General features: G+C 66.8%; 20 protein-coding genes. 9 read left to right on the plus strand and 11 right to left on the minus strand.

Annotated features, from left to right (window positions below; all coding sequences use genetic code 11):
- Positions 1 to 43: 43 nt before the first annotated feature.
- Positions 44 to 979 carry an ATP-binding cassette domain-containing protein gene (locus tag FFS09_RS28280; protein ID WP_137922239.1) on the minus strand — a complete coding sequence of 312 codons (936 nt, stop codon included), beginning with the start codon at positions 977 to 979 and terminating at the stop codon, positions 44 to 46.
- Positions 980 to 1,079: 100 nt separating this feature from the next.
- Here FFS09_RS28280 and asd point away from each other — a divergent pair, with 100 nt between their 5' ends.
- The 3 genes from asd (at position 1,080) to FFS09_RS28295 (ending at position 3,810) form a co-directional block, all read left to right on the plus strand.
- Complete coding sequence (gene asd / locus FFS09_RS28285; protein ID WP_137922240.1) at positions 1,080 to 1,931, plus strand: archaetidylserine decarboxylase; 852 nt, start codon at positions 1,080 to 1,082, stop codon at positions 1,929 to 1,931.
- Between the two features lie 24 nt (positions 1,932 to 1,955).
- Positions 1,956 to 3,158, plus strand: coding sequence for a formate-dependent phosphoribosylglycinamide formyltransferase (gene purT, locus FFS09_RS28290; protein ID WP_137922241.1), 1,203 nt, complete (start codon positions 1,956 to 1,958; stop codon positions 3,156 to 3,158).
- A 106-nt stretch (positions 3,159 to 3,264) separates the two neighbouring features.
- A complete protein-coding gene (locus FFS09_RS28295; protein ID WP_137922242.1) occupies positions 3,265 to 3,810 on the plus strand; it encodes a DUF3455 domain-containing protein in 546 nt (181 codons plus the stop codon).
- Between the two features lie 25 nt (positions 3,811 to 3,835).
- Here FFS09_RS28295 and FFS09_RS28300 read toward each other — a convergent pair whose 3' ends face one another.
- From FFS09_RS28300 to FFS09_RS28315, 4 genes are read right to left on the minus strand one after another with little or no spacing between them, the layout of a single operon-like run.
- On the minus strand, positions 3,836 to 4,804 hold the full coding sequence (locus FFS09_RS28300) for a Bug family tripartite tricarboxylate transporter substrate binding protein (RefSeq protein WP_171020240.1): 969 nt from the start codon (positions 4,802 to 4,804) through the stop codon (positions 3,836 to 3,838).
- Between the two features lie 36 nt (positions 4,805 to 4,840).
- Positions 4,841 to 5,449 (minus strand): 2-hydroxychromene-2-carboxylate isomerase, encoded by a 609-nt coding sequence (locus tag FFS09_RS28305; protein ID WP_137922244.1) that lies wholly within the window; start codon positions 5,447 to 5,449, stop codon positions 4,841 to 4,843.
- Complete coding sequence (locus FFS09_RS28310) at positions 5,446 to 7,623, minus strand: acetate--CoA ligase family protein (RefSeq protein ID WP_137922245.1); 2,178 nt, start codon at positions 7,621 to 7,623, stop codon at positions 5,446 to 5,448. The genes FFS09_RS28305 and FFS09_RS28310 overlap by 4 nt, the downstream gene beginning before the upstream one ends.
- Complete coding sequence (locus tag FFS09_RS28315; RefSeq protein ID WP_171020241.1) at positions 7,620 to 8,528, minus strand: enoyl-CoA hydratase/isomerase family protein; 909 nt, start codon at positions 8,526 to 8,528, stop codon at positions 7,620 to 7,622. Before FFS09_RS28315 ends, FFS09_RS28310 begins: the two co-directional genes overlap by 4 nt.
- Before the next feature lie 74 nt (positions 8,529 to 8,602).
- Between FFS09_RS28315 and FFS09_RS28320 the strand changes: the two genes are divergently transcribed.
- The gene (locus FFS09_RS28320) at positions 8,603 to 9,553 is read left to right on the plus strand and encodes a LysR substrate-binding domain-containing protein (protein ID WP_137922247.1); all 951 of its coding nucleotides are present in this window, start codon (positions 8,603 to 8,605) and stop codon (positions 9,551 to 9,553) included.
- A 37-nt stretch (positions 9,554 to 9,590) separates the two neighbouring features.
- On the opposite strand, the gene FFS09_RS28325 is transcribed toward FFS09_RS28320, so the two are convergent.
- A complete protein-coding gene (locus FFS09_RS28325; RefSeq protein ID WP_137922248.1) occupies positions 9,591 to 11,096 on the minus strand; it encodes an AMP nucleosidase in 1,506 nt (501 codons plus the stop codon).
- A 37-nt stretch (positions 11,097 to 11,133) separates the two neighbouring features.
- Complete coding sequence (gene gorA / locus FFS09_RS28330) at positions 11,134 to 12,537, minus strand: glutathione-disulfide reductase (protein WP_137922249.1); 1,404 nt, start codon at positions 12,535 to 12,537, stop codon at positions 11,134 to 11,136.
- Positions 12,538 to 12,806: 269 nt separating this feature from the next.
- Between gorA and FFS09_RS28335 the strand changes: the two genes are divergently transcribed.
- Both FFS09_RS28335 and FFS09_RS28340 read left to right on the plus strand, forming a co-directional pair.
- Positions 12,807 to 14,177, plus strand: coding sequence for a hypothetical protein (locus tag FFS09_RS28335; protein ID WP_137922250.1), 1,371 nt, complete (start codon positions 12,807 to 12,809; stop codon positions 14,175 to 14,177).
- 25 nt (positions 14,178 to 14,202) lie between these two features.
- Positions 14,203 to 14,820 (plus strand): hypothetical protein, encoded by a 618-nt coding sequence (locus FFS09_RS28340; protein ID WP_252374553.1) that lies wholly within the window; start codon positions 14,203 to 14,205, stop codon positions 14,818 to 14,820.
- A 24-nt stretch (positions 14,821 to 14,844) separates the two neighbouring features.
- Here the strand turns inward: FFS09_RS28340 and FFS09_RS28345 are convergent, their stop codons facing one another.
- On the minus strand, positions 14,845 to 15,696 hold the full coding sequence (locus tag FFS09_RS28345) for a 3-hydroxybutyryl-CoA dehydrogenase (protein ID WP_137922251.1): 852 nt from the start codon (positions 15,694 to 15,696) through the stop codon (positions 14,845 to 14,847).
- Positions 15,697 to 15,858: 162 nt separating this feature from the next.
- On the opposite strand from FFS09_RS28345, the gene FFS09_RS28350 reads away from it, so the two are divergent.
- Both FFS09_RS28350 and FFS09_RS28355 read left to right on the plus strand, forming a co-directional pair.
- On the plus strand, positions 15,859 to 17,562 hold the full coding sequence (locus FFS09_RS28350; protein WP_137922252.1) for a GMC family oxidoreductase: 1,704 nt from the start codon (positions 15,859 to 15,861) through the stop codon (positions 17,560 to 17,562).
- Positions 17,507 to 17,800 carry an antibiotic biosynthesis monooxygenase family protein gene (locus FFS09_RS28355; RefSeq protein ID WP_137922253.1) on the plus strand — a complete coding sequence of 98 codons (294 nt, stop codon included), beginning with the start codon at positions 17,507 to 17,509 and terminating at the stop codon, positions 17,798 to 17,800. Before FFS09_RS28350 ends, FFS09_RS28355 begins: the two co-directional genes overlap by 56 nt.
- Here the strand turns inward: FFS09_RS28355 and rocF are convergent.
- Complete coding sequence (gene rocF, locus FFS09_RS28360) at positions 17,797 to 18,714, minus strand: arginase (protein ID WP_137922254.1); 918 nt, start codon at positions 18,712 to 18,714, stop codon at positions 17,797 to 17,799. The genes FFS09_RS28355 and rocF overlap by 4 nt on opposite strands.
- 378 nt (positions 18,715 to 19,092) lie before the next feature.
- On the minus strand, positions 19,093 to 19,494 hold the full coding sequence (locus FFS09_RS31460) for a hypothetical protein (protein WP_171020242.1): 402 nt from the start codon (positions 19,492 to 19,494) through the stop codon (positions 19,093 to 19,095).
- An 8-nt stretch (positions 19,495 to 19,502) separates the two neighbouring features.
- On the opposite strand from FFS09_RS31460, the gene FFS09_RS28370 reads away from it, so the two are divergent.
- Entirely contained in the window at positions 19,503 to 20,582 is a 1,080-nt protein-coding gene (locus tag FFS09_RS28370; RefSeq protein ID WP_137922255.1) for a right-handed parallel beta-helix repeat-containing protein, read from the plus strand.
- A gap of 85 nt (positions 20,583 to 20,667) precedes the next feature.
- On the opposite strand, the gene FFS09_RS30790 is transcribed toward FFS09_RS28370, so the two are convergent.
- A complete protein-coding gene (locus tag FFS09_RS30790; protein WP_171020243.1) occupies positions 20,668 to 21,156 on the minus strand; it encodes a hypothetical protein in 489 nt (162 codons plus the stop codon).
- Positions 21,157 to 21,306 lie beyond the last annotated feature (150 nt).

Raw genomic sequence — 21,306 nt, forward strand, 5'->3', positions numbered from 1 at the left:
GACCAGGGGGATGGGTTGCGGGGCAGGGTGGTGGTGTTCATGTTCAGCCGTCCTCGCGGATTTGCCGACCGGTGAGTTTCAGGAACAAGTCTTCCAGGTTCGCGGGCCGGTGCAGCGTGCGCAGGTGGTGGTGTTCGCCCAGTGCGGCCAGCAGTGGCATGGCCTGCGCGGTGTAGAAGAACACGGTTTCGCCGCTCACCTCCACGCGCGCGGCAAGGGCGCGCAGCGCCGCATGCGCTTCGCCGTGCGCCAGGCCGATCGCGCCGTTGCCATACACCTCCACCACATCGGGTTCCAGGTGTTGCGCGATCAGTTCGCGCGGGCGGCCTTCGGCGATCTTGCGGCCGTGGTCCAACACCAGCAGGCGCGAACACAGGCGCTCGGCCTCGTCCATGAAATGCGTGGTGAGCAGGATGCTCTTGCCTTGCTGCAGCAGCATCTGCAGGCGCTCCCACATCAGGTGGCGCGCTTGCGGGTCCAGACCGGTGGTGGGCTCGTCGAGCATCAGCAGGCGCGGGTCGTTGACCAGCGCGCGCGCCAGCGACAGGCGCCGCTTCATGCCGCCCGAGAGTTCACCGGGCTTGGCCTGCGCCTTGTGCGCCAGCGCCGCGAAATCCAGCAGCCTGGGGATGCGCTCGCGGATGGTGGCGGTGGGCAGGCCGAAGTAACGGCCGTAGACCAGCAGGTTCTCGGCGCAGTCGAAGTCGGGGTCGAGCGTGTCCATCTGGCTCACCACGCCGAGCTGTGCCTTGATGGCCAGCGCGTCGCGCGGCATGTCGCGGCCGAAGGCGGTGATGGTGCCGGCGTCGGGCGTCGTCAGGCCCAGGCACATGCGGATGGTGGTGGTCTTGCCGGCGCCATTGGGCCCGATCACACCCAGGCATTCCCCGGGGCCGATGGCAAAACTGAGGTCGTTCACCACGGTGGCATCGCCATAGCGCTTGACCAGGTGCCGGCATTCGAACAGGGCGTCTTTCATGTGCTGGCATTGTGCCCGCTGGCCCGGGTGTGCTGGCCCCGGCCTCTACAATGCGGGGCCGCCCTGCCAGGGTCTTTGTCACCCATTCTTCTGCCCTGCCATGTCGCTTGCCGTTTCCTTGCAGTACCTCTACCCGAAGCGGGCCATCAACGACTTCTCGCATTGGGTGGCCAATGGCCGCTGGGGCAGCATCACGCAGTGGATCATCCGGCGCTTCATCCACAAGTACGGCGTGAACATGGCCGAGGCCGCGAACCCCGAGCCCACGGCCTACGCCAGCTTCAACGAATTCTTCACGCGCGCCCTGCGCGACGACGCCCGCCCGCTGGCCGACGCGGCCTACATCTGCCCGGTGGACGGCGCGATCAGCCAGTTCGGCGCGATCGCGCGCGACCAGATCTACCAGGCCAAGGGCCACACCTACAGCACGCGCGCGCTGGTGGGTGGTGATGCGGAACTCGCCGCGCTGTTCGACGACGGCGCGTTTGCCACCATCTACCTCAGCCCCAAGGACTACCACCGCATCCACATGCCGGTGGCGGCCACGCTGCGCCGCATGATCCATGTGCCGGGCGAGCTGTTCTCGGTGAACCCGGCCACCGCGCAAGGTGTGCCCGGGCTGTTCGCGCGCAACGAGCGCGTGGTGTGTGTGTTCGAGGCGCAGGTGGGCGAGGCCACCGTGCCGTTCGTGCAGGTGCTGGTGGGCGCCACCATCGTCGGCAGCATGGCCACCACCTGGCACGGCGTGGTGAACCCGCCGCGCCCGGGCACGCTGCGCGAATGGTCGTACGACGACGGTGCCGTGGAGCTGCAGCGCGGCGAAGAAATGGGCCGCTTCCTGCTCGGCTCCACGGTGGTGCTGCTGTGGCCGCGCGACACCATTGCGTTCAACCCGGATTGGGCGCCAGGCGGCGCCGTGCGCCTGGGCGAGGCCATGGGCCAAGCGCTTTAACCCTCTTTTCCCTGGACGTTTCACATGACCACGCTCGGCACCCCCCTGTCTCCCTCGGCCACCAAGGTCATGTTGTTGGGCTCCGGTGAGCTCGGCAAGGAAGTGCTGATCGCACTGCAGCGCCTGGGTGTGGAGACCATCGCGGTCGACCGTTACGAGAACGCGCCCGGCCAGCAGGTGGCGCACCACGCGCGCACCATCACCATGAGCGACCCGGCGCAGCTCAAGGCGCTGATCGAGGCCGAGCGGCCGCACCTGGTGGTGCCCGAGATCGAGGCCATCGCCACGCCCATGCTGCAGGAGCTCGAAGCGGCGGGCACCGTGCGCGTGATCCCCACCGCGCGCGCCGCGCGCCTGACCATGGACCGCGAGGGCATCCGCCGCCTCGCCGCCGAAACGCTGGGCCTGGCGACCAGCCCCTACCAGTTCTGCGACTCGCTGGACGAGTTGCAAGCCGCCATCGACGGCGGCATTGGCTACCCCTGCATCGTCAAACCGGTGATGAGCAGCAGCGGCAAAGGCCAGAGCAAGATCGACGGCCCGGACGACGTGCAGAAGGCCTGGGACTACGCCATGGCGGGTGGGCGTGTCGGCCCGGGCCGCATCATCGTCGAAGGCTTCATCGACTTCGACTACGAAATCACCTTGCTTACCGTGCGCGCGCTCGGTGCCAACGGGCAGGTGGAAACGCAGTTCTGCGAACCGATCGGCCACGTGCAGGTCAGTGGCGACTACGTGGAGAGCTGGCAGCCTTGCCGCATGACGCCCGCCGCTTTGAAGGGCGCGCAACACATCGCCCAGGCGGTCACCGACGACCTCGGCGGCCAGGGCTTGTTCGGTGTGGAGCTGTTCGTCAAGGGCGACCAGGTCTGGTTCAGCGAAGTGAGTCCACGCCCGCACGACACCGGCATGGTCACCATGATCACGCAGTGGCAGAACGAGTTCGAGCTGCACGCGCGCGCCATCCTGGGGCTGCCGGTGAGCACGGCGCTCAAGAGCCCGGGCGCCAGCGCCGTCATCTATGGCGGGGTGGAGGCGCAGGGCATTGCCTTCGACGGCGTGGACGAAGCGCTGCGCGTGCCGCAGACCGAGCTGCGCCTGTTCGGCAAGCCCGAGAGTTTCACGAAGCGCCGCATGGGCGTGGCGCTGGCGTTTGACGCCGACGTGGAGAAGGCCCGCAGCCAGGCCAAGCTGGCGGCTTCGAAGGTGCGGCCGCGCAAGGCCTGAATCTTTTTTTGCATCCGGCTGCATCCAGACGCCCGGTTGGTGCGTAGTGGAAGCAGTGGCGCCGTGCGCGCTGCTGCCCACAACCCCAACCTCGAGGAGTTTTACCATGCTGTTCAAATCCACCCTGATCGCTGCCGCGGCGCTCGCCCTGACCGCCTGCGCTTCCCACATGGGCTCGCCCATGATGTATTCGCAAGCCAGCCTGCCCGACGCGGTGAAGGTGCCGGCCGGCCACAAGGTCGCCATGGAAACCGTGGGCGTGGGCCAGATCACCTACGAGTGCAAGGTCAAGGCCAACATGCCCGGCCAGTTCGAATGGGTCTTCGGGGGTCCTGACGCCAAACTGATGGACCGCAGCGGCAAGCAGGTCGGCAAGTACTACGGCCCGCCCGCCACCTGGGAAGCCATGGACGGCTCCAGGTTCACCGCCACCCAGGTTGCCGTGGCGCCCAACGGCAGCGACAACATTCCGCTGCAACTCGTGAAGGCCAACCCCGCCATGGGCATGGGCGCCATGAGTGGCGTGACCTACACCCAGCGCGTGGCCACCAAGGGTGGTATCGCACCGAACTCGGCTTGTGGTGCCGGCAATGTGGGCGCCAAGCAGATCGTGCAGTACCAGGCCGACTACATCTTCTACAAGGCATCCTGAAGCGTCGGGTCGGCCGGCCCGTGATTCAAGGCGTGATGCCGGCGTCCTTGATGAACTTGTTCCACTTCGTGCTTTCACCCGCCTGGTAGCGGGCCAGCTCTTCCGCCGTGCCACCCGCCACATCGGCGCCCAGGTCCGTGAGGCGCTGGCCGAGTTCGGGCGTGCGCAGCGCGGCGTTGATGGCCTGGTTGAGCTTGGTCGTGACGGCTGGCGGCATGCCGGCGGGGCCGAACACGCCGTACCAGACCGTCACGTCAAAACCTGGCAGGCCGGACTCGGCGATGGTGGGCACGTCGGGCATCAGCGAGGAGCGCTTGGGCGTGGTCACTGCCAGCGCTTTGAGCTTGCCGCTGCGCACGAGCTGCAGCACGGTGGGCATGCTTTCGAAGGCCATCTCGACGCGGCCACCGGCCAGGTCGACCAGGGCGGGGGAGCTGCCCTTGTAGGCCACGTGCGTGATCTGCACACCGGCCATGCGCTTGAAGAGTTCGCCCGCGAGGTGCTGCATCGAGCCGTTGCCCACCGAGGCGAAGTTGTAGCTGTTGGGGTTCTTCTTGAGGTAGGCGATCAGTTCCTTCACCGAATTGGCCGGCACCGAAGGCGGCACCACCAGCACATTCGGCACGGTGCCCACCAGCACGATGGGCGTGAAGGACTTCACCGGGTCGTAGGGCAGGCCGGGCACCATGCTCAAGGCGGTGGCGTGTGTGCCGGGGCTGCCGAGGGTGACGGTGTAGCCGTCGGGTGTTGCCTTGGCCACCATGTCGGTGCCGATGGTGCCGGACGCGCCGGGCTTGTTGTCCACCACCACGGGCTGGCCCAGCGTCTTGGAAATTTCGACGCCGATGGCGCGCGACAGCACGTCGTTGCCGCCGGCGGGCGCCCAAGGCGATACCCAGCGGATAGGCTTGTCGGGGTAGGACTGCGCGGCCGCAAGACCGGCGGTGGCCACGGCGCACAGCGCCAGCAGCAGGCGGGGAAGAAGCTTGTTCATGGTCGTGGTTCCTTTCGCTTGAAAAACAGAGGGCATTCAGTCGGCGCGCAAGGCGCGTTCCACAAAGTCGAGACGGTCCTGGCCGAAATGCAGGTCGCCATCGACGACGAAACTGGGGACGCCGAACACGCCGGCCGCCATGGCTTCGGTGGTGTTCGCGTTGAAACGCGCGCGCATCGCCGGTGTGGCCGCGAGGGCCAGCAGCGCGTCCGCATCCAGGCCTTGTTCGCGCGCGATCTGCGCCAGGGTCGCTTCTTTGGAAATGTCGAGGTCGTGCACCCAGACGCCGGCCAGCATGCGCTGTGCCAGGGGCCAGACGACCGCACCACCGTGCGCGTCTTCGGCCGCCATCAGCAGCTGTGCGGCCAGCGACTCGTCCACGGGGTGGTGCGCGGGTTTGGCGTTGACCGGCATGTTCAGCCAGGCCGACCAGCGCTCCCGCTCGCGCGCGCGAAACGCCTGGCGGGCGGGCGACATCGCGGCCAGCGGCGTGCCCCCCGTTTCGCGGAACACGCGCAGCAGATCGATCGGGCGGTAGACCACGGTGGCATTCGTGTCGCGCGCGATCTCGTGGAAGCGCGGGCCGCCGAAGTAGACCCAGGGCGAGAGCACCGAGAAGTAGAAGGTGACGGTCTTGCCGCTCATGCCGCGTGCTCCTGGTGGGCGGTGTCGCTGCGCGGCAGCACCACGGCGTCGAGCGCGAGCACGCCCTGGCCGGCGGGGAATACCCGCAGCGGATTGATCTCGATCGACTCCACCGTATCGGCATGGCGCACCGCCAGCTGCGACAGCCGCACGATCGTGTCGGCCAGTGCCTCGATGTCGGCGGCGGGCGCGCCGCGGTGGCCTTGCAGCAGCGAGTAGGCGCGCAGTTCGCGCAGCATCTCGTGCGCCTGTTCGTGCGAGACCGGTGCGATGCGCAAGGCCACGTCGTTGAACAGCTCGACGAAGATGCCGCCGAGGCCGGCCACGATCACCGGACCGAAGATCGGATCGCGCTGCACGCCGACGATGAACTCCAGGCCCGGCTGGACCATGGGCGCGACCAGCGCGCCTTCGATGTGTGCATCGGGGGCTTCACGGCGCACGCGCGCCATCATCTCGCGCCAGGCGCTCGAGAGGGCCTGCGCATCGCCCAGACCCAGTGCAACGCCGCCGACTTCGGTCTTGTGCACGATGTCGGGCGACAGCACCTTGAGCACGACGGGGTAGCCGGTCTGCCGCGCGGCCTCGATCGCTTCGTCCTCGGTGGTCACCACGTGTTCGGCCGGTGCGGCGATGCCGCAAGCGGTCAGCACCTGTTTCACCGCGTGTTCGGTGCGCGCCTCGGCCAGGGGCTGGGCGCTCAGGTCGGGCAGCAGGCTGGACGTCTGGCGAGGGCCCGCAGTCCGGTGGCGCTGCTGCGCCGCGGCGAGCGACTTGAGCGCGGCCACGGCGCGCATGGCGCGCGTGGTGTCCTCGAACAGCAGATAGCCCGCGGCCTGCATCTGTTGCGAGAGCGCGGGTGGTGCGAGCATGGACAGCACCAGCAACACCTGCGGAAACTCCTGCCGCAGGCGCGTGAGGATGTCGGCCAGCGGCGCCTGCAGGTGCGGCGCGTGCGGCATCGCGGTGAGAAACAGCAGCACGCACTCGTAGTGGCCTTCCTGCAGCATGGTGCGCAGGAAGGTTTCGAAGACCTGCATGTCGGCCCAGATCTGCGCCGTGCCATCCACCGGGTTGCGCACCGAGGCGTGCGGCAGCAGCGCCTGCAGGCGCTCTTGCGCGGGCGCCGGCATGGGGGGGAGGTCCAGCCCATGCTGCTCGGCCGCGTCGGCCGTGAGCACGCCGATGCCGCCCGAGACGGTGAACACGCCGACGCGGCCTTCGCGCGGCATCACGCCGGTGGCGCAGGCACGGGCCACGTCGAAGAAGTCTTCGACCGAGTGCGCGCGGTGCACGCCGTATTCGTGGAACAGGGCGTCAAAGACGCGGTCGTCACCCGCGAGCGCGCCGGTGTGCGACTGCACGGCCGCCCGCCCCACGTCGGAGCGGCCGGCCTTCACCATGATCACCGGCTTGCCCGCCATCTGCGCCAGCGCCAGCGCTTCGATCAGGCGCTCGGGCGACTTGCAGCCCTCCATGTAACCCATGATCACGTCGGTCTCGGGGTCCTGCGCGAAGTGCGCGATGCAGTCGGCCAGTTCCACGTCGCACTCGTTGCCGGTGGTGACCCATGCACCCAGCGGCAAGCCTTGCTCGCGCGCCATCACCAGTGCTTGCCCACCGAACGCGCCACTCTGGCTCACCAGCGCCACGCGCCCCAGCGGCGGCAGGCCCAGGTCGACCATGAAGGCAAAGGTGCCCAGGAAGCCGCTGCGCAAATTCATGAAGCCCATGCAGTTGGGCCCGAGGATGCGCATGCCGCTGTCACGGGCGATGTTGCCCAGTTCGGCCTGCGCCGCGCGGCCGGCGTCGCCAACCTCGGCAAAGCCCGAGCTGAACACCGTCACCGCGCGCACACCGCGCTCGGCGCAGGCCCGCACGGCCGGCAACACCGCGCTGTCGGGCAGCGCGATGATGGCGTGGTCCACCGGCGCGGGGATGTCGGCCAGGCTGGCGTAAGCGGGTAGGCCTTGCACCTCCGTCGCACGGGGGTTGACCGGGTAGATCGGCCCGGTGAAGCCATGCGTGCGCAGGAATTTCACGGGCCGTCCGCCGATCTTGGTGGCGTCGGACGAGGCGCCGAGGATCGCCACCGAACGCGGGTTCAGCAGCGCGGCGAGCGAGCGCGGCTTCGCCAGGGCCTGGAAGCCCGGGGTGTCGCTCAGGTTGGTCATGGCGTGGCGCCTTTCTTCGGGTCTGGGTTGCGGGCCGCGAAGAACGCCGCGACGAGGCCCTGGGTTTGTGTGGAAGAGGCCAGGCGCAGATAGGCCTTGCGTTCGTGTTGCGCGCCCTCGGCAAAGGGTCGTTCGGCCGCGCTGGCAATGAGCGTGATGGCTTCCTGCGCCGCTTCACGGTCGCCCCAGCGTTCGGTGGCGAGGGTGCGGTAGCGCGCGATGAGCGCCTCGGGCGCGGCGCCGTCCGGCACCCTCAACCCGGCCGTGCGCCGCCACGGCAGCGTGCCTTCGGCAATGGCCAGGGCGTGTGCCGTCGCGGCCTCGCGCAGGTTGCCGCCCTCGGGCACGACCGCGTCCAGCAAACCGGCGGCTTGTGCGGCGGCCGCGTCCATCGACTGAGAAAGCGCCACCATGCGCAACGCCGCTTCGACGCCCACCAGGCGCGGCAAGCGCTGCGTGCCACCGGCGCCCGGCACGAAACCGAGGTTCACTTCCGGGAGCGCGAGCAAGGCGTCGTGCGCGCCGATGCGCGCATGGCAGGCCATGCCCAGCAGCACGCCGCCGCCGATGGTCTTGCCTTGCAGGGCGACGACGACGGGCTTGGGAAAACCTTCCACAAGCTCGGCCAGGTCGCCCAGCGTGGTGCTGTCGGGCGGATCGGGTTGGCCGACTTCGCGCAGATCGCCGCCACCGGAAAACATGCGGCCTTCGCTGGCGATGACCACGGCCCGTGTCTGCGGGTCGTCGCGCACGGCGAGCAGTGCATCAAGCAGGGCGCGGCGCACGCGGCGGTTCAGCGCGTTCACCGGTGGGTTGTGGATCGCGAGCAGCACGACGCCGCCTGCCCTGTGGGTGGCGACGGCGGGCGCGTCTGCTGCGGTGGTGATGATGCCAACGGAATTCATGCGCGCAGTGTGGACCAGATGGTGATTCTTAAATACTGAGTTTTTTTGATCATTCGATTCCATAATGGAATCAAATGAAACAGACCCCTTTTTCCTCACCCGTCAGCGGTGTGCGCCTGTCGCACCTGCAGTTGTGCCGCGCGTTGGCGGCGTCTGGCACCGTGCACGAAGCCGCGCGCATGCTGCACCGCACGCAGCCCGCGGTGACCAAGATGCTGCAGGAGCTGGAGGCCTCGCTCGGTGTGCGCCTGTTCGAGCGCGGGCGCCTGGGCACGCGGCCCACGCCGAGCGGCATGGCGTTTCTGCACCGCGCCGAGGTGATGCTCAACGAGTGGGGCATCCTGCGCGACGAGCTGCAGGCCATCGAAAAGGGCGAGGCCGGCATGCTGCGTGTGGGCGCCACGCCGATCATGTTGCTCTCCCTGTTGCCGCGCGCGATGGGCCGTTTTCTGGAGCGCCGGCCGGGCATGGTGGTGCGCTTTCGGGAGGGCTCCATCCACGATCTGCTGCTCGCGCTCGATTCGGGCGAGGTCGACTGCGTGGTCGGGCGCTTCTCGGGCGAGCTGCTCGCCAGCGAGCCCATGCGCACGCTGCGCGTCGAACGGCTTTACGACGAGGCCTTGGCCATCGTCGCCGGCGCCAGCCTGGCGCTGGCCCGTCGTCGTCGGCAGATCGGTTGGCAGGAACTGGCCGACGCGCGCTGGGTGTTGCCGCCACCGGAGCTGGTGACACGACAGTTGCTCAATACCGAGTTCATCCGTGGCGGTGTGACACCGCCGAGGCCTTTGATGGAATCGTCCTCGTTCACCAGCAGCCTGGCGCTGGCGCACGAACTCGAAACCCTGGCCCTGGTGCCGCTCGACGCGGCCAGGCTGGCCGAGCGCCATGGCCTGGTGCGGGTGCTGCGCACGCCGATGTCATCGTTCTCGGCGCCAATCTCCATCGTGCAACGCCCGAGTTCGTTGCAGGGTGAGGTGTATGGGGATTTTCTGGCGGCGGTGCGGGCGGCGGCGGGGCAGGTGTGAGCGGAACTGGGTTGCTGGACACCCTTCTCCAGTCGACCTACTGAAATGCCACTTCCGCAAAACTCCGCAACTTGCGGCTGTGCAACTGGTCCGTGCCACCCTCGCGCAGGATGTCGATGGCGCGGATGCCGATGCGCAAATGCTGGTCCACCCGCTCACGGTAGAAGTGGTTGGCCATGCCGGGCAGCTTGATCTCGCCGTGCAGCGGCTTGTCGCTCACGCACAGCAAGGTGCCATAGGGCACGCGGAAGCGGAAACCGTTGGCCGCGATGGTGGCGCTCTCCATGTCCAGCGCCACGGCGCGCGATTGCGAGAAGCGGCGCTGCGGCATGTTGTCGGGCAGCAGTTCCCAGTTGCGGTTGTCGGTGCTGGCCACGGTGCCGGTGCGCATGATGCGCTTGAGCTCGGCCGGCGGCACACCGGTCACGTCGGCCACGGCGGCTTCGAGCGCGAGCTGAATCTCCGCCAGCGCCGGGATCGGCACCCAAAGCGGCAGCTCTTCGTCGAGCACGTGGTCCTCGCGCACGTAGGCGTGGGCCAGCACGTAGTCGCCCAGTTGCTGGCTGGTGCGCAGGCCCGCGCAGTGGCCGAGCATGAGCCAGGCGTGCGGGCGCAGCACGGCGATGTGGTCGGTGATGGTCTTGGCGTTGGCGGGTCCCACGCCGATGTTCACCATGGTGATGCCGCTGCGGTCCTCGCGCAGCAGGTGATAGCCCGGCATCTGCGGCAGGCGCGGTGGCGCATGGCCCAGCTCGTCACCCGGCGTGGCGGGCAGCCCGGTGCGGCGCGTCACCACGTTGCCGGGTTCGATGAAGGCGGTGTATTTGCTCTCCGGGTTGGCCATTTCGGCCCGGCCGAGTTTGATGAACTCGTCGATGTAGAACTGGTAGTTCGTGAACATGACGAAGTTCTGGAACCACTCGGGCGCGGTGCCCGTGTAGTGGCGCAGGCGCTGCAGTGAGTAGTCCACGCGCGGCGCGGTGAACAGCGAGAGCGGGTGCGCCTCGCCGGGCCGGGGCTCGTAGGTACCGTTGGCGATGCCGTCGTCCATCGCGGTGAGGTCGGGCAGGTCGAACACGTCGCGCATGAGCGCGCGGCGCATCACGTCCATGCTGCCTTCCACGTGGTCGTGCTCGGCGAACGAGAAGTGGATGGGAATGGGCTGCGTGCTGGTGCCCACCTCCAGCTCACCGCCGTGGTTGGCCTGCAGCAGGCGGAACTGTTCGAGGTAGTAGTCGCTGTACAGATCGGGGCGGGTGAGGGTGGTCTCATACCGGCCCGGGCCGGCCACGAAGCCGTAGCTCAGGCGGCTCGGTGGCTGGCCGACGCCGCTGCCCTGGCGCAGCACGCTGTGGGTGTGCAGCCGCACGTAGGGGTAACACGCCCGGACGTGGGTACGGGTGTAGTCGCCGCCGGAGACGAAGTCCCGCATGGCCTGGCGCAGGAATTCGATGTTGTTCTGGTAGATGCGCTGCACCTGGGCCAGCGCCTGGACGGGGTCGCTGAACAGTTGCGGAGCGGTGAAGTCGGGCGATGTGTGCATGGCGCTATTGTGGCGCGCCGATGCACCCTGCGCTGGCTCAGGTCTTGACGGGCTCGCGCATGGTCACGAACTCTTCGGCCGCCGTGGGGTGGATGCCGATGGTGCTGTCGAACACGGCCTTGGTGGCGCCGGCCTTCATGGCCACGGCAAAGCCCTGCACGATCTCGCCGGCTTCCGCGCCCACCATGTGCAGGCCCACGACGCGGTCGCTCGCGGTGTCCACCACCAGCTTCATGAGCGTGCGCTCGCTGCTGCCCGAGAGCGTGTGTTTGAGCGCCTTGAACTCGCTGCGGAAGACCGTCACGGCGCCGAATTTTTTGCGCGCATCGGCTTCGCTGTAGCCCACGGTGCCGATGCTGGGGTGGGTGAACACGGCAGTGGGAATGAAGTCGTAGCCCATGCTGCGTGCGGCCTTGCCGGCGGCGGGGCCGAAGAGCTGGTCGACCACCACCATGGCTTCGCCGAGCGCCACGGGCGTGAGCTGCACGCGGTTGGTCACGTCGCCCACGGCATAGATGTTGGGCACGTTGGTCTGGTAGTGCTCGTTGACGATCACTTCGCCCTTGGCACCCTGCGCCACACCCACCGCCTCCAGGCCGAGGTCTTCCACGTTGGGCACGCGGCCGGTGGCGTACAGCACGGCATCGGCTTTCACCAGGGCGCCGCCTTCACACTCGACGTCCAGGCCTTCCGAGGTCTTGCGGATGTCGACCACACCCGCGTTCAGGTGCAGGTCCACACCGGCTTTGATCATCTCGGCGGCCACGAAATGGCGGATCTCGTCGTCAAAGCCGCGCAGCACCTGTTCGCCGCGATACAGCTGCGTGACCTTGGCGCCCAGGCCGTTGAAGATGGACGCGAATTCGCAGGCGATGTAGCCACCGCCCACCACCACCAGACGCTTCGGGAAGGGCTCGACATCGAAGATGTCGTTGGAGGTGATCACGTGCTCGCGGCCCGTGAAGTGCGGCACGTGGGGCGTGCCGCCGGTGGCGATCAGGATGTGCTTGGCGGTGAATTCCTGGTGGCCCGGCGACCCATCGGCGTTGAGCGTGGACAGCGCGATGCCATGGGCACCGGTCAACCGCGCGAAGGCGTCGAACACGGTGACGCCCGAGCCGCGCAGCAGGTTGCCGTACACGCCGTTGAGGCGACCGATTTCTTTTGCGCGGTTGGTTTTGAGGGCCGTCCAGTTGAGCGTGGGCGCCACGCCTTCCCAGCCGAAACCGTGAGATTCTTCAAAGGCTTCGGCGTAGTGCGCGGCGTAGCTGTAGAGCTTTTTGGGGATGCAACCCACGTTGACGCAGGTGCCGCCCAGGCCATCGGTGCCCAGCATCTCGGCCAGCGCCACGCGCGCACCGCGTTGCGCGGCCATGCGTGCGGCGCGCACACCGCCGCTGCCGCCGCCGATGACGAAAAGGTCGAAGTCGAAACTGCTCATTGCGTATCTCGTATCTCTAAGGAAGAAGCCGTGCACGAAGGCGTCTCGCGCGGTGGGCGTTGATGGTAAGCCTGCCTGTTGATCAACGCTGGAGCCGATTTTTTGGCCGGTGGCGCGCGAGGGCTATGCATGGACCTGGGAGCAGGCCGACGCACAAGGTGGTTCGCCGCAGCCCATCAGGCTGCACTACCCGGTGGGGGTATGCGCGGTTGAGGGCCTCTAATATTTGCAGCGTTGACCACATAAATTGTCTGCAAAGGGGAGGAAACATGAAAGCCAAAGACGGCCTGACGCTGCTGCTGTTTGTAGGGTGCGTGGGCGGTGCTGTCGCACAGCCCAAGCCATATCAGTTGTGCAAGCAGGCAGAAATGTCGAGCGCACGCTCCATCGACACCAACTACCGGTATCCACCGAAAAAGGCAGAGCGAACCGCGACCGATTTGCTTCGCTTTGAATGCACCTCCAACGAGCCATTCGATCCCTTCAAAGGCTGTTTCCCGGCATGGATCGCCTGCAAGCCCCTCAACGCGACAACGGACCAGTGCGGGGAGAGCCGTGACTCGTGGCATGACATCAAGTTGCTGCGCAGTCGGCGCCTCGATCCGCAGGGGCTTCCGCTGTATGCGCCTTGGCCGCCCAACCCGGCGGTGGAGCAGGTCGTTGCGTTCCCCTACATCTCCCATGTCGATACCCACCGGATCTGGCCCCATGACCTCGAGGCGGTCAACCAGCTGTTGGAGAGCAAGGAAGAACGGCCCCTCATACGCAGCCCCATCACGACGTGCCACACCATGGCCCATCTGGTGGGCTTCTTCAATGGGGTGTGGAACACGCGTGAAGAGGCTGAGCGCTCGCTGCAGGTCATGAAGCAACAGAACTTCCTCGGCTCCGAATGGCGTGGCGCGCCGATCCGCTACGAGCTGTTCTACAACCAGAGCTGCAAGCGCAGCGCCGGCGATTCGTGCCTGCAGGACGTGGCCGAGGTGTTTCGCCAGCGCAGCGCGGAGATAGACGGCCTGCTGGGTCGCCGCTGGGAATATTTCTGGGAGCAGGTCAGCGGCCAGCACGCCCAGGCCGGTTCCTTCACCCAGCGCCTGGTGGCCCGTGTGGTGCGCGCTGACAACGCGCTGGCCCACTGGTTCGACGCCCTGGGCAACGCGGTGCTGGCCAAGATCACCGCACTCAGCACCGTGCTGGCCCAGAACCCGCCCACCGCGCAGGACACGGCCGGGCACACCGCGCAACTCATCGCGGCCGGACAGCGGGCCGAACGCGCGGTGCTCATGGCCCACTCACAAGGCAACCTGTTCGTCAACGCCGCCTACGACGCCTACCTGGCCCATTCGCGCCAGGCCGGCGCCGCCGTGGGGGAAGACACTGGCTACGTCGCCGCGCAGGTGGTGCACATCGCTCCCGCCTCGCCCACCCTGCGCGGCCCCCATGTGCTGGCCAGCAGCGACCTGGTCATCAACGGCCTGCGGCGCGTGGACGGCACCTACCTGCCCGTGTCCAACGCCAACCTGGCCGTCAACGGCAAAGACCCTTCCGGCCACAAGCTGCTCGACACCTACCTCGACGAGGCCCGCCCGCTGCGCGCCCAGATCCGCCAGCTCATCACCAGCGCGCTGGACGCACTGTGACCTGCCCACCACCAGGAGCCACCCCATGAACCCACAAGGCAACCCCTTCCAAACTGCCGTCACCCCCCGCATGCGCACTGCCCGATGGCTCTGCCCATTGGTTGCTGCACTGGTACTTTCCGCCTGCGGCGGAGGCAAATCCTCCCCATCACCGACATCCCCACCCGCCGAGCGGGGCATGAAGGAGCAACTTGAGGCCTTGGAAAAATCCGGTGAACTGCCCGCGCTCGACCGGTCCACCGACATCGCCGGCCCGGATGCCGACCGCAACGGCATCCGCGACGACATCGATGCCTACATTGCCGGGCTGCCGGTGAGCGATGCGATCAAGAAGGCGGCGCGGCAAAGGGCGCGTGTGCAGCAAAGGATTGGGTCGATTGATCTGAATGACCGTGCTGCTTTGATGGCACTGGCTGACGCAAGCATGGCTTCAACGGCTTGCATGTCGCAAACGGCCGAGGCGGGGTTGCCAGTGGACCAGCAAAACAAAGCGAGCAACGATGGATATGCCGTCACCCTCAAGATCCAGGCCATCACCGCCAACACGCCTGAACGAGCGGATCGCTACATGGCCTACATGCGCGCCCTGCATGGCACCACCACCACCACCTACCCCACGGGCAAGGTTTGTGAAGACGAGTAAGCAGGTCGGCGAGCGCGATTTTCTTCAGTAGTGGTACACGCCGCGCCCGGTCTTGCGGCCCAGGTAGCCGGCGGCGACCATTTCCTTCAGCAGCGGGCAGGGGCGGTACTTGCTGTCGTTGAACTCGGCCATGTAGACGTTCATCACGGCCAGGCACACGTCCAGGCCGATCATGTCGGCCAGGGCCAGCGGGCCGATGGGCTGGTTGGTGCCGAGCTTCATGCCGGCATCGATGTCCTCGGCGCTTGCGGTGCCTTCGGCCAGCACGAAGAAAGCTTCGTTGATCATGGGCACGAGGATGCGGTTGACCACGAAGCCCGGGCCGTTCTTCACGGTAATGGGCGACTTGCCGAGCGCCTCGGCGAGGGCCTTCACCGTGTCGTGCGTGGCGTCGCTGGTCTGCAGGCCGCGGATGATCTCCACCAGCGCCATCATGGGCACGGGGTTGAAGAAGTGCATGCCGATGAAACGGTCGGGGCGCTGCGTGGCGGCGGCCAGCTTGGTGATGCTGATCGAGCTGGTGTTGGTGGCCACGATCACGTCCGGCGCGAGCAGGCCGTCGAGCTGCTGCAGGATCTTGATCTTCAGGCCCTCGTTCTCGGTGGCGGCCTCGATGACGAGTTGCGCGCCCTTGAGGTCGTCGTAGTTCGTCGACCCCTTGATGAGCGACAGTGCCTTGTCCTTTTCGGCGGCCGTCATCTTCTCTTTCTTGATCAGGCGGTCCAGGCTGCCGGCCACGGTGGCCAGGCCTTTGTCGACCGCGGCCTGGGCGATGTCGACCATCACCACGCGGATGCCGCTGACGGCACAGGCCTGCGCGATGCCGTTGCCCATGGTGCCCGATCCGATGATGCCGACGGTGTTGATGCTGTTCATGAAGGCGCTGCTCCTGTTGAAAAAATCGGTGTTAACCCGGCGTCGCGGGCGTGTCTTTCCTAGGCGACCCTGCCTAACCGGGCAGGGGGGCCTGTGCTAACTTGCCCGGAGATTGTCGCGCACGCCGTGCCCAGCGTTGCCCACCCCGGAGACCTGCATTCCATGTTTGACTACATCATCGTCGGCGGCGGCTCGGCCGGTTGCGTGCTCGCCTGCCGCTTGAGCGAAGACCCCACCGTTCGGGTGGCGCTCATCGAAGCCGGCCCGCCCGACAACAGCGTGTTGATCCACTGCCCGGCGGGCTTGGCGGCCATGGCCAAGTTTGAGCTCAATGGCTGGGGGTACGACACCGTGCCGCAGCCCGGCTTGAACGGCCGGCGCGGTTACCAGCCGCGCGGCAAGGTGCTGGGTGGCTCGAGTTCGATCAACGCCATGGTCTACGCACGTGGCCACGCCAGCGACTACGACGCCTGGGCCGCGCTGGGCAACCCGGGCTGGTCCTATGCCGAGGTGCTGCCGTACTTCAAGCGCGCCGAGCACAACGAACGCGGCGCCGACGCCTTCCACGGGCAGGGCGGCCCGCTCAACGTGATGGACCTGCGCAGCCCCAACCCGTTCCTGTCGTCGTTCATCGCGGCAGGGGAACAGGCAGGCTACCCGCACAACCGCGACTTCAACGGCGCCGAACAGGAAGGCGTGGGCGCCTACCAGGTCACGCACCGCAACGGCGAGCGTTGCAGCGCGGCCAAGGCCTACCTCACGCCGCATCTGGCGCGGCCCAATCTGCAGGTGATCACGAACGCCTTGACCACGCGCGTGGTCACCGACAACGAAGACAGCGTGGCGCGCGCGGTGGGCGTGGAGTACCGTGACAACGGCGGGCATGGCCCGTTGCAGATCCTGCGGCTGAAGGAGGGCGGTGAGGTGGTGCTCAGCGCGGGCGCGTTCGGATCGCCGCAGTTGCTCATGCTTTCGGGCATCGGGCCGGCCGGGCATGTGCGGGAGCACGGCATCCAGCCCGTGCACGACCTGCCCGGTGTGGGCCAGAACCTGCACGACCATGTGGATGTGGTGATCGTGGTCAATGCGCCCAAGGTGAAGGACCTGTTCGGTGTGTCCCTCACCGGTGTGGCGCGTGTGGTGCGCGGCATCTTCGAATGGCGGCGCCAGCGCAGCGGCATGCTCACCACCAACTTTGCCGAGGCTGGCGGCTTCATCAGGAGCGCGCCTGAAGAAACCGTGCCCGACCTGCAACTGCACTTCGTGGTGGGCAAGCTGGTGGATCATGGCCGCAAGACGGTCTTCGGCCACGGCTATTCCTGCCATGTGTGCCTGCTGCGCCCCAAGAGCCGAGGCGCCTTGCGCCTGGCGAATGCCGATCCGCGCAGCGCGCCGCTGATCGACCCCGCGTTCCTGCAGGACGCCGACGACATGTCCCGCCTCGTGCGCGGCTTCAAGCGCATGCGCCAGTTGCTGGAGCAGACCGCGCTCACGCGCCATGGCGGCACCGAGTCGAAGGCGTCGGCGCAGGCACAGAGCGATGCACAGATCGAGCAATTCATCCGCGACCATGCCGACACGATCTACCACCCGGTGGGCACCTGTCGCATGGGGCCGGGCGCGAACGATGTGGTCGATGCGCGGCTGCGTGTGCATGGCGTGGCGGGGCTGCGGGTGGTGGATGCGTCCGTCATGCCCAGCGTGGTGGGGGGCAACACCAATGCCCCCGTGATCATGATGGCGGAGAAGGCGGTCGATATGATGCGCGAGGACCGTTTTGGCCACACGCATTCACTTCAGGAAACGCACCATGATTCTCGAACACGCGGACATCCGCATCGACCCGTCCAAGAGCGCAGCTTTTGAAGAAGCCATCCAGCGCGGCCTGAACACCGTCATCGGCCAGGCGAAGGGGTATATCGGATCCGAAGTGCGGCGCAGCATCGAGAGCCCGGGCCGTTACCTGTTGTTGATCCGCTGGGAGACATTGGAAAACCACACGGTGGATTTCCGCGGCTCTGATGCCTTCACGCAATGGCGCGCCATCGTTGGCCCGTTCTTTGCGCAGCCGCCCGTGGTGGAGCACCTGGAACTGGTGGGCTAACTTTTCCTCATCAGGGTGGATTTGCCGAACAGGCTTTCGATCAAATCCACCGCCACCTCGGCCGTGCGGTTGCGCACGTCGAGTGCCGGGTTGAGCTCCATTACGTCGAGTGAGGCGAGCCGCCCGGTGTCGGCAATCATTTCCATGCACAGCTGCGCCTCGCGGTAGGTCGGGCCACCGCGCACGGTGGTGCCCACGCCGGGCGCGACTTCCGGGTCGAGAAAGTCCACGTCGAAACTCACATGCAGGTGGGTGTCCTCGTCCACACCCATCAAGGCTTGCTCCATGGTGTGACGCATGCCCATCTCGTCGATGAAGCGCATGTCGAACACCTCCAGGCCGGCCTGGTGCACCAGGCGTTTTTCGCCCGGGTCCACACTGCGAATGCCGATCTGGCGCACCACGCTGGCGTCGATGGCCGGGGTGGTGCCGCCGATGCCGGTGAGTTCGGACGGCCCCATGCCGCAGAGCAGCGCCACCGGCATGCCATGGATATTGCCGCTGGGGGTGAGGGCGGCGGTGTTGAAGTCCGCGTGCGCATCCAGCCAGAGCACGCGCAACTTCTTGCCGGTGTCGCGGCAGTGGCGTGCCACGGCGCTGATCGACCCCAGACCCAGGCAGTGGTCGCCGCCGAGCACGATGGGCAGACGGCCCTGCGCCAGTTCGGCGAGCACGGCTTCGTGCAGGGTCTGGTTCCATGTCACCACTTCATGGAGGTGGCGGTAGCCATCGGTGGGCGGTTGCCAGGGATTGGACGGCCCGCCGAGGTTGCCCCGGTCCATCACCCGCAGGCCATGGCCTTCGAGCACCGAGGCGAGGCCAGCCACACGCAAGGCCTCCGGGCCCATGGAAGCGCCGCGGGCGCCTGCGCCGATGTCGGTCGGCACCCCGATGAGGCTGACGTCGTTTTGCATGGCGGTATTGTGAGCGAGATGGCATGGGTGCGGTGGGCCATGGGGTCCGGTTTCAAAACGTATGCGGCGTTACGAGACACCCCGTCAATCGGCATCCGTGTGCAACCGTGCCCCACCGGGAGCCGGTTTTCGGAGCGGAAATTTGGTTACGAACCAACACCTTTCGTGCCGGACTCCAATCCGTTCGGAAGCTGATACTCCGTCCGCGCTGGGCGAATCTCCGTCCGTCGCGGTGATTTTTCTCACGTTCCTGGCTGGTTGGACACTGCCCCGCAGTGTGATTCAGGAACCCCCCTCCGTATCGCCCATGCCGCCACCCGAGAGTGAGCGGCAAGGTGTTTTTGTCCCGAAAACACATGAATCCGACTCCTACACCTCTCATCGATATCTCTTCCTCCCGCAAGTCGCTGCCGCTGCTGGCGGTGCTGTTCGCGGCCACGCTGACCGCGTGCGGTGGTGGCGGTGGCGGGGGGGATGCAGGTGGCGGCACGCCATCGGAACCGATTGCGGGTGCCCCTTCACCAGCACCGGCTCCGGCTCCTCGTCCTCCGGCTCCGGCTCCAGCTCCAGCTCCGGCTCCGGCTCCGGCGCCAGCTCCAGCTCCAGCTCCAGCTCCAGCTCCAGCTCCAGCTCCAGCTCCAGCTCCAGCTCCAGCTCCAGCTCCAGCGCCAGCGCCAGCGCCAGCGCCAGCGCCAGCGCCAGCGCCAGCGCCAGCGCCAGCGCCAGCGCCAGCGCCTGCGCCTGCGCCAGCTCCCTCAGGCACGGCCTGCGACGCGGCAAGCGGTCGTGTGCTGCAGGTCGGCCCCGGCAAGACCTACACCGTGCCGAGCGCGGCGGCCGCAGTGGCGCAGTCGGGCGATGTGATCAAGATCGCCGCGGGTGACTACCGCGGTGACGTGGCCACCTGGAACGACAGCAACATCACCATCTGCGGCGTGGGTGGGCGTGCGCGTCTATATGCCGATGGCCGCAACGTCCAAGGCAAGGGACTGTGGGTGGTGTCGGGCAGCAACGTCACCATTGACAGTGTCGAGTTCCGCAACGCCACGGTGCCCGACCAGAACGGCGCCGGTGTCCGTGTCGAACCGGGCACCAGCCTGAAGATCATCAACAGCGGCTTCTACGACAACGAGAACGGCATCCTGGCTGCGGCGGGTGCGACCACGATCACGATCGACCGCTCGGAGTTCGCTCGCAACGGCATCGGTGATGGCTACACGCACAACATCTATGTGAACCAGATCGACCGGATTGCGGTGACCTCGAGCTACTTCCATGAAGCAAAGATCGGGCACAACTTCAAGAGCCGTGCGCGCGAGTCGGTGATCGAGAACAGCTACCTCATGGATGGCTCCACGGGCTCCGCGAGTTACCTGGCCGACTTCCCCAATGGCGGCAAGGTGGTCCTGCGCGGCAACATGTTCCACAAGGGGCCGAATGCCGACAACCCGAACGCCATCTCCTACGGCGCCGAGGGTCTGTCGAATCCGACCAACACATTCGAGATGGTGCACAACACCGTGGCGGTAACACGCTCGGGTGGGGCCTTCCTGGCAATCGCCAGCGGAGTCACCTCGGTCAAGCTCACGGCGAACCTGTTCGCCGGCACGGGCAACCAGACCTTCGTCACCGGCGGCTATGCCTTGGGCAACGCGGTGCAGTCGAACAACGTGACCTCCTTGGCCAGCAACATTCCGGGGGCGGGCAACATTGCCACACCGAATTTCTGGCCGAACTCAACGCTGCAGGCCCTCATAGGTCTGTCGGTGGTGCCGGACGCAAGCTACACCCGCGATGCGCCCGCACCCTACACCTTGCGCGCCCTCCCTGGCGGCCGCAAGGTCGGCGCCCTGCAAGCCGCTCCCTAAAACCCCTGTCTGTAACGCAGAAAGCGCATGGAGACCCCGTGCGCCGTGCGAGGTCTTCTCTTTTTTCAAGCTTTCCAAGGTTTCTTCATGTCGCAACACGCACCCTTTTCCGTACACGCCTCACATGCCAGTGTGCTCGCCGCTTGCGCGGTGATGTTCTCGATGCTGGCTGCCGCACCGGCCCACGCCCAGAGCAGCAGCACCCAGTGGACCAAAGTCGCCAACGAGGGCCAGTTCTTCCGGGTGTCCGGCACAAAGAACGTGCGCTTCGGTACGGGGACCCGTTGGACCTACAAGACGGTGCGTTCCGGCGGTCTGTGCACGAAGGGTTATTTCGGCACCGATCCCGCGCGCGGCGCAACGAAGATCTGCCAGGTGTTGGCTTCAGCACCAGCACCAGCACCAGCTCCAGCTCCAGCTCCAGCTCCAGCTCCAGCTCCAGCTCCAGCACCAGCACCAGCACCAGCACCAGCACCAGCACCAGCACCAGCACCAGCACCAGCACCGGCACCGGCACCGGCACCGGCACCAGCACCGGCACCAGCACCAGCACCGGCACCAGCACCAGCACCAAACTAAACACCAGATATGATACGCATCTGCGTGGCACAGGCAGCGAGACGGATCATGTTGATCAAAGGAGGCGTGAACATAGAGGGCGGCAGCAAGCACAAGACCCTGTAGATCAATAGTATCGGTAAAGTGACGAAAGATACGCACGAAA

Source organism: Hydrogenophaga sp. 2FB (genome assembly GCF_005503365.1).
Classification (GTDB): Bacteria; Pseudomonadota; Gammaproteobacteria; order Burkholderiales; family Burkholderiaceae_C; genus Hydrogenophaga.

What these genes read in the sequence shown, in the direction of transcription:
- FFS09_RS28280 (WP_137922239.1), bottom strand. Translation starts at nt 979, where the DNA reads ATGAAAGACGCCCTGTTCGAATGCCGGCACCTGGTCAAGCGCTATGGC.
- asd (WP_137922240.1), top strand. Translation starts at nt 1,080, where the DNA reads ATGTCGCTTGCCGTTTCCTTGCAGTACCTCTACCCGAAGCGGGCCATC.
- purT (WP_137922241.1), top strand. Translation starts at nt 1,956, where the DNA reads ATGACCACGCTCGGCACCCCCCTGTCTCCCTCGGCCACCAAGGTCATG.
- FFS09_RS28295 (WP_137922242.1), top strand. Translation starts at nt 3,265, where the DNA reads ATGCTGTTCAAATCCACCCTGATCGCTGCCGCGGCGCTCGCCCTGACC.
- FFS09_RS28300 (WP_171020240.1), bottom strand. Translation starts at nt 4,804, where the DNA reads ATGAACAAGCTTCTTCCCCGCCTGCTGCTGGCGCTGTGCGCCGTGGCC.
- FFS09_RS28305 (WP_137922244.1), bottom strand. Translation starts at nt 5,449, where the DNA reads ATGAGCGGCAAGACCGTCACCTTCTACTTCTCGGTGCTCTCGCCCTGG.
- FFS09_RS28310 (WP_137922245.1), bottom strand. Translation starts at nt 7,623, where the DNA reads ATGACCAACCTGAGCGACACCCCGGGCTTCCAGGCCCTGGCGAAGCCG.
- FFS09_RS28315 (WP_171020241.1), bottom strand. Translation starts at nt 8,528, where the DNA reads ATGAATTCCGTTGGCATCATCACCACCGCAGCAGACGCGCCCGCCGTC.
- FFS09_RS28320 (WP_137922247.1), top strand. Translation starts at nt 8,603, where the DNA reads ATGAAACAGACCCCTTTTTCCTCACCCGTCAGCGGTGTGCGCCTGTCG.
- FFS09_RS28325 (WP_137922248.1), bottom strand. Translation starts at nt 11,096, where the DNA reads ATGCACACATCGCCCGACTTCACCGCTCCGCAACTGTTCAGCGACCCC.
- gorA (WP_137922249.1), bottom strand. Translation starts at nt 12,537, where the DNA reads ATGAGCAGTTTCGACTTCGACCTTTTCGTCATCGGCGGCGGCAGCGGC.
- FFS09_RS28335 (WP_137922250.1), top strand. Translation starts at nt 12,807, where the DNA reads ATGAAAGCCAAAGACGGCCTGACGCTGCTGCTGTTTGTAGGGTGCGTG.
- FFS09_RS28340 (WP_252374553.1), top strand. Translation starts at nt 14,203, where the DNA reads ATGAACCCACAAGGCAACCCCTTCCAAACTGCCGTCACCCCCCGCATG.
- FFS09_RS28345 (WP_137922251.1), bottom strand. Translation starts at nt 15,696, where the DNA reads ATGAACAGCATCAACACCGTCGGCATCATCGGATCGGGCACCATGGGC.
- FFS09_RS28350 (WP_137922252.1), top strand. Translation starts at nt 15,859, where the DNA reads ATGTTTGACTACATCATCGTCGGCGGCGGCTCGGCCGGTTGCGTGCTC.
- FFS09_RS28355 (WP_137922253.1), top strand. Translation starts at nt 17,507, where the DNA reads ATGATTCTCGAACACGCGGACATCCGCATCGACCCGTCCAAGAGCGCA.
- rocF (WP_137922254.1), bottom strand. Translation starts at nt 18,714, where the DNA reads ATGCAAAACGACGTCAGCCTCATCGGGGTGCCGACCGACATCGGCGCA.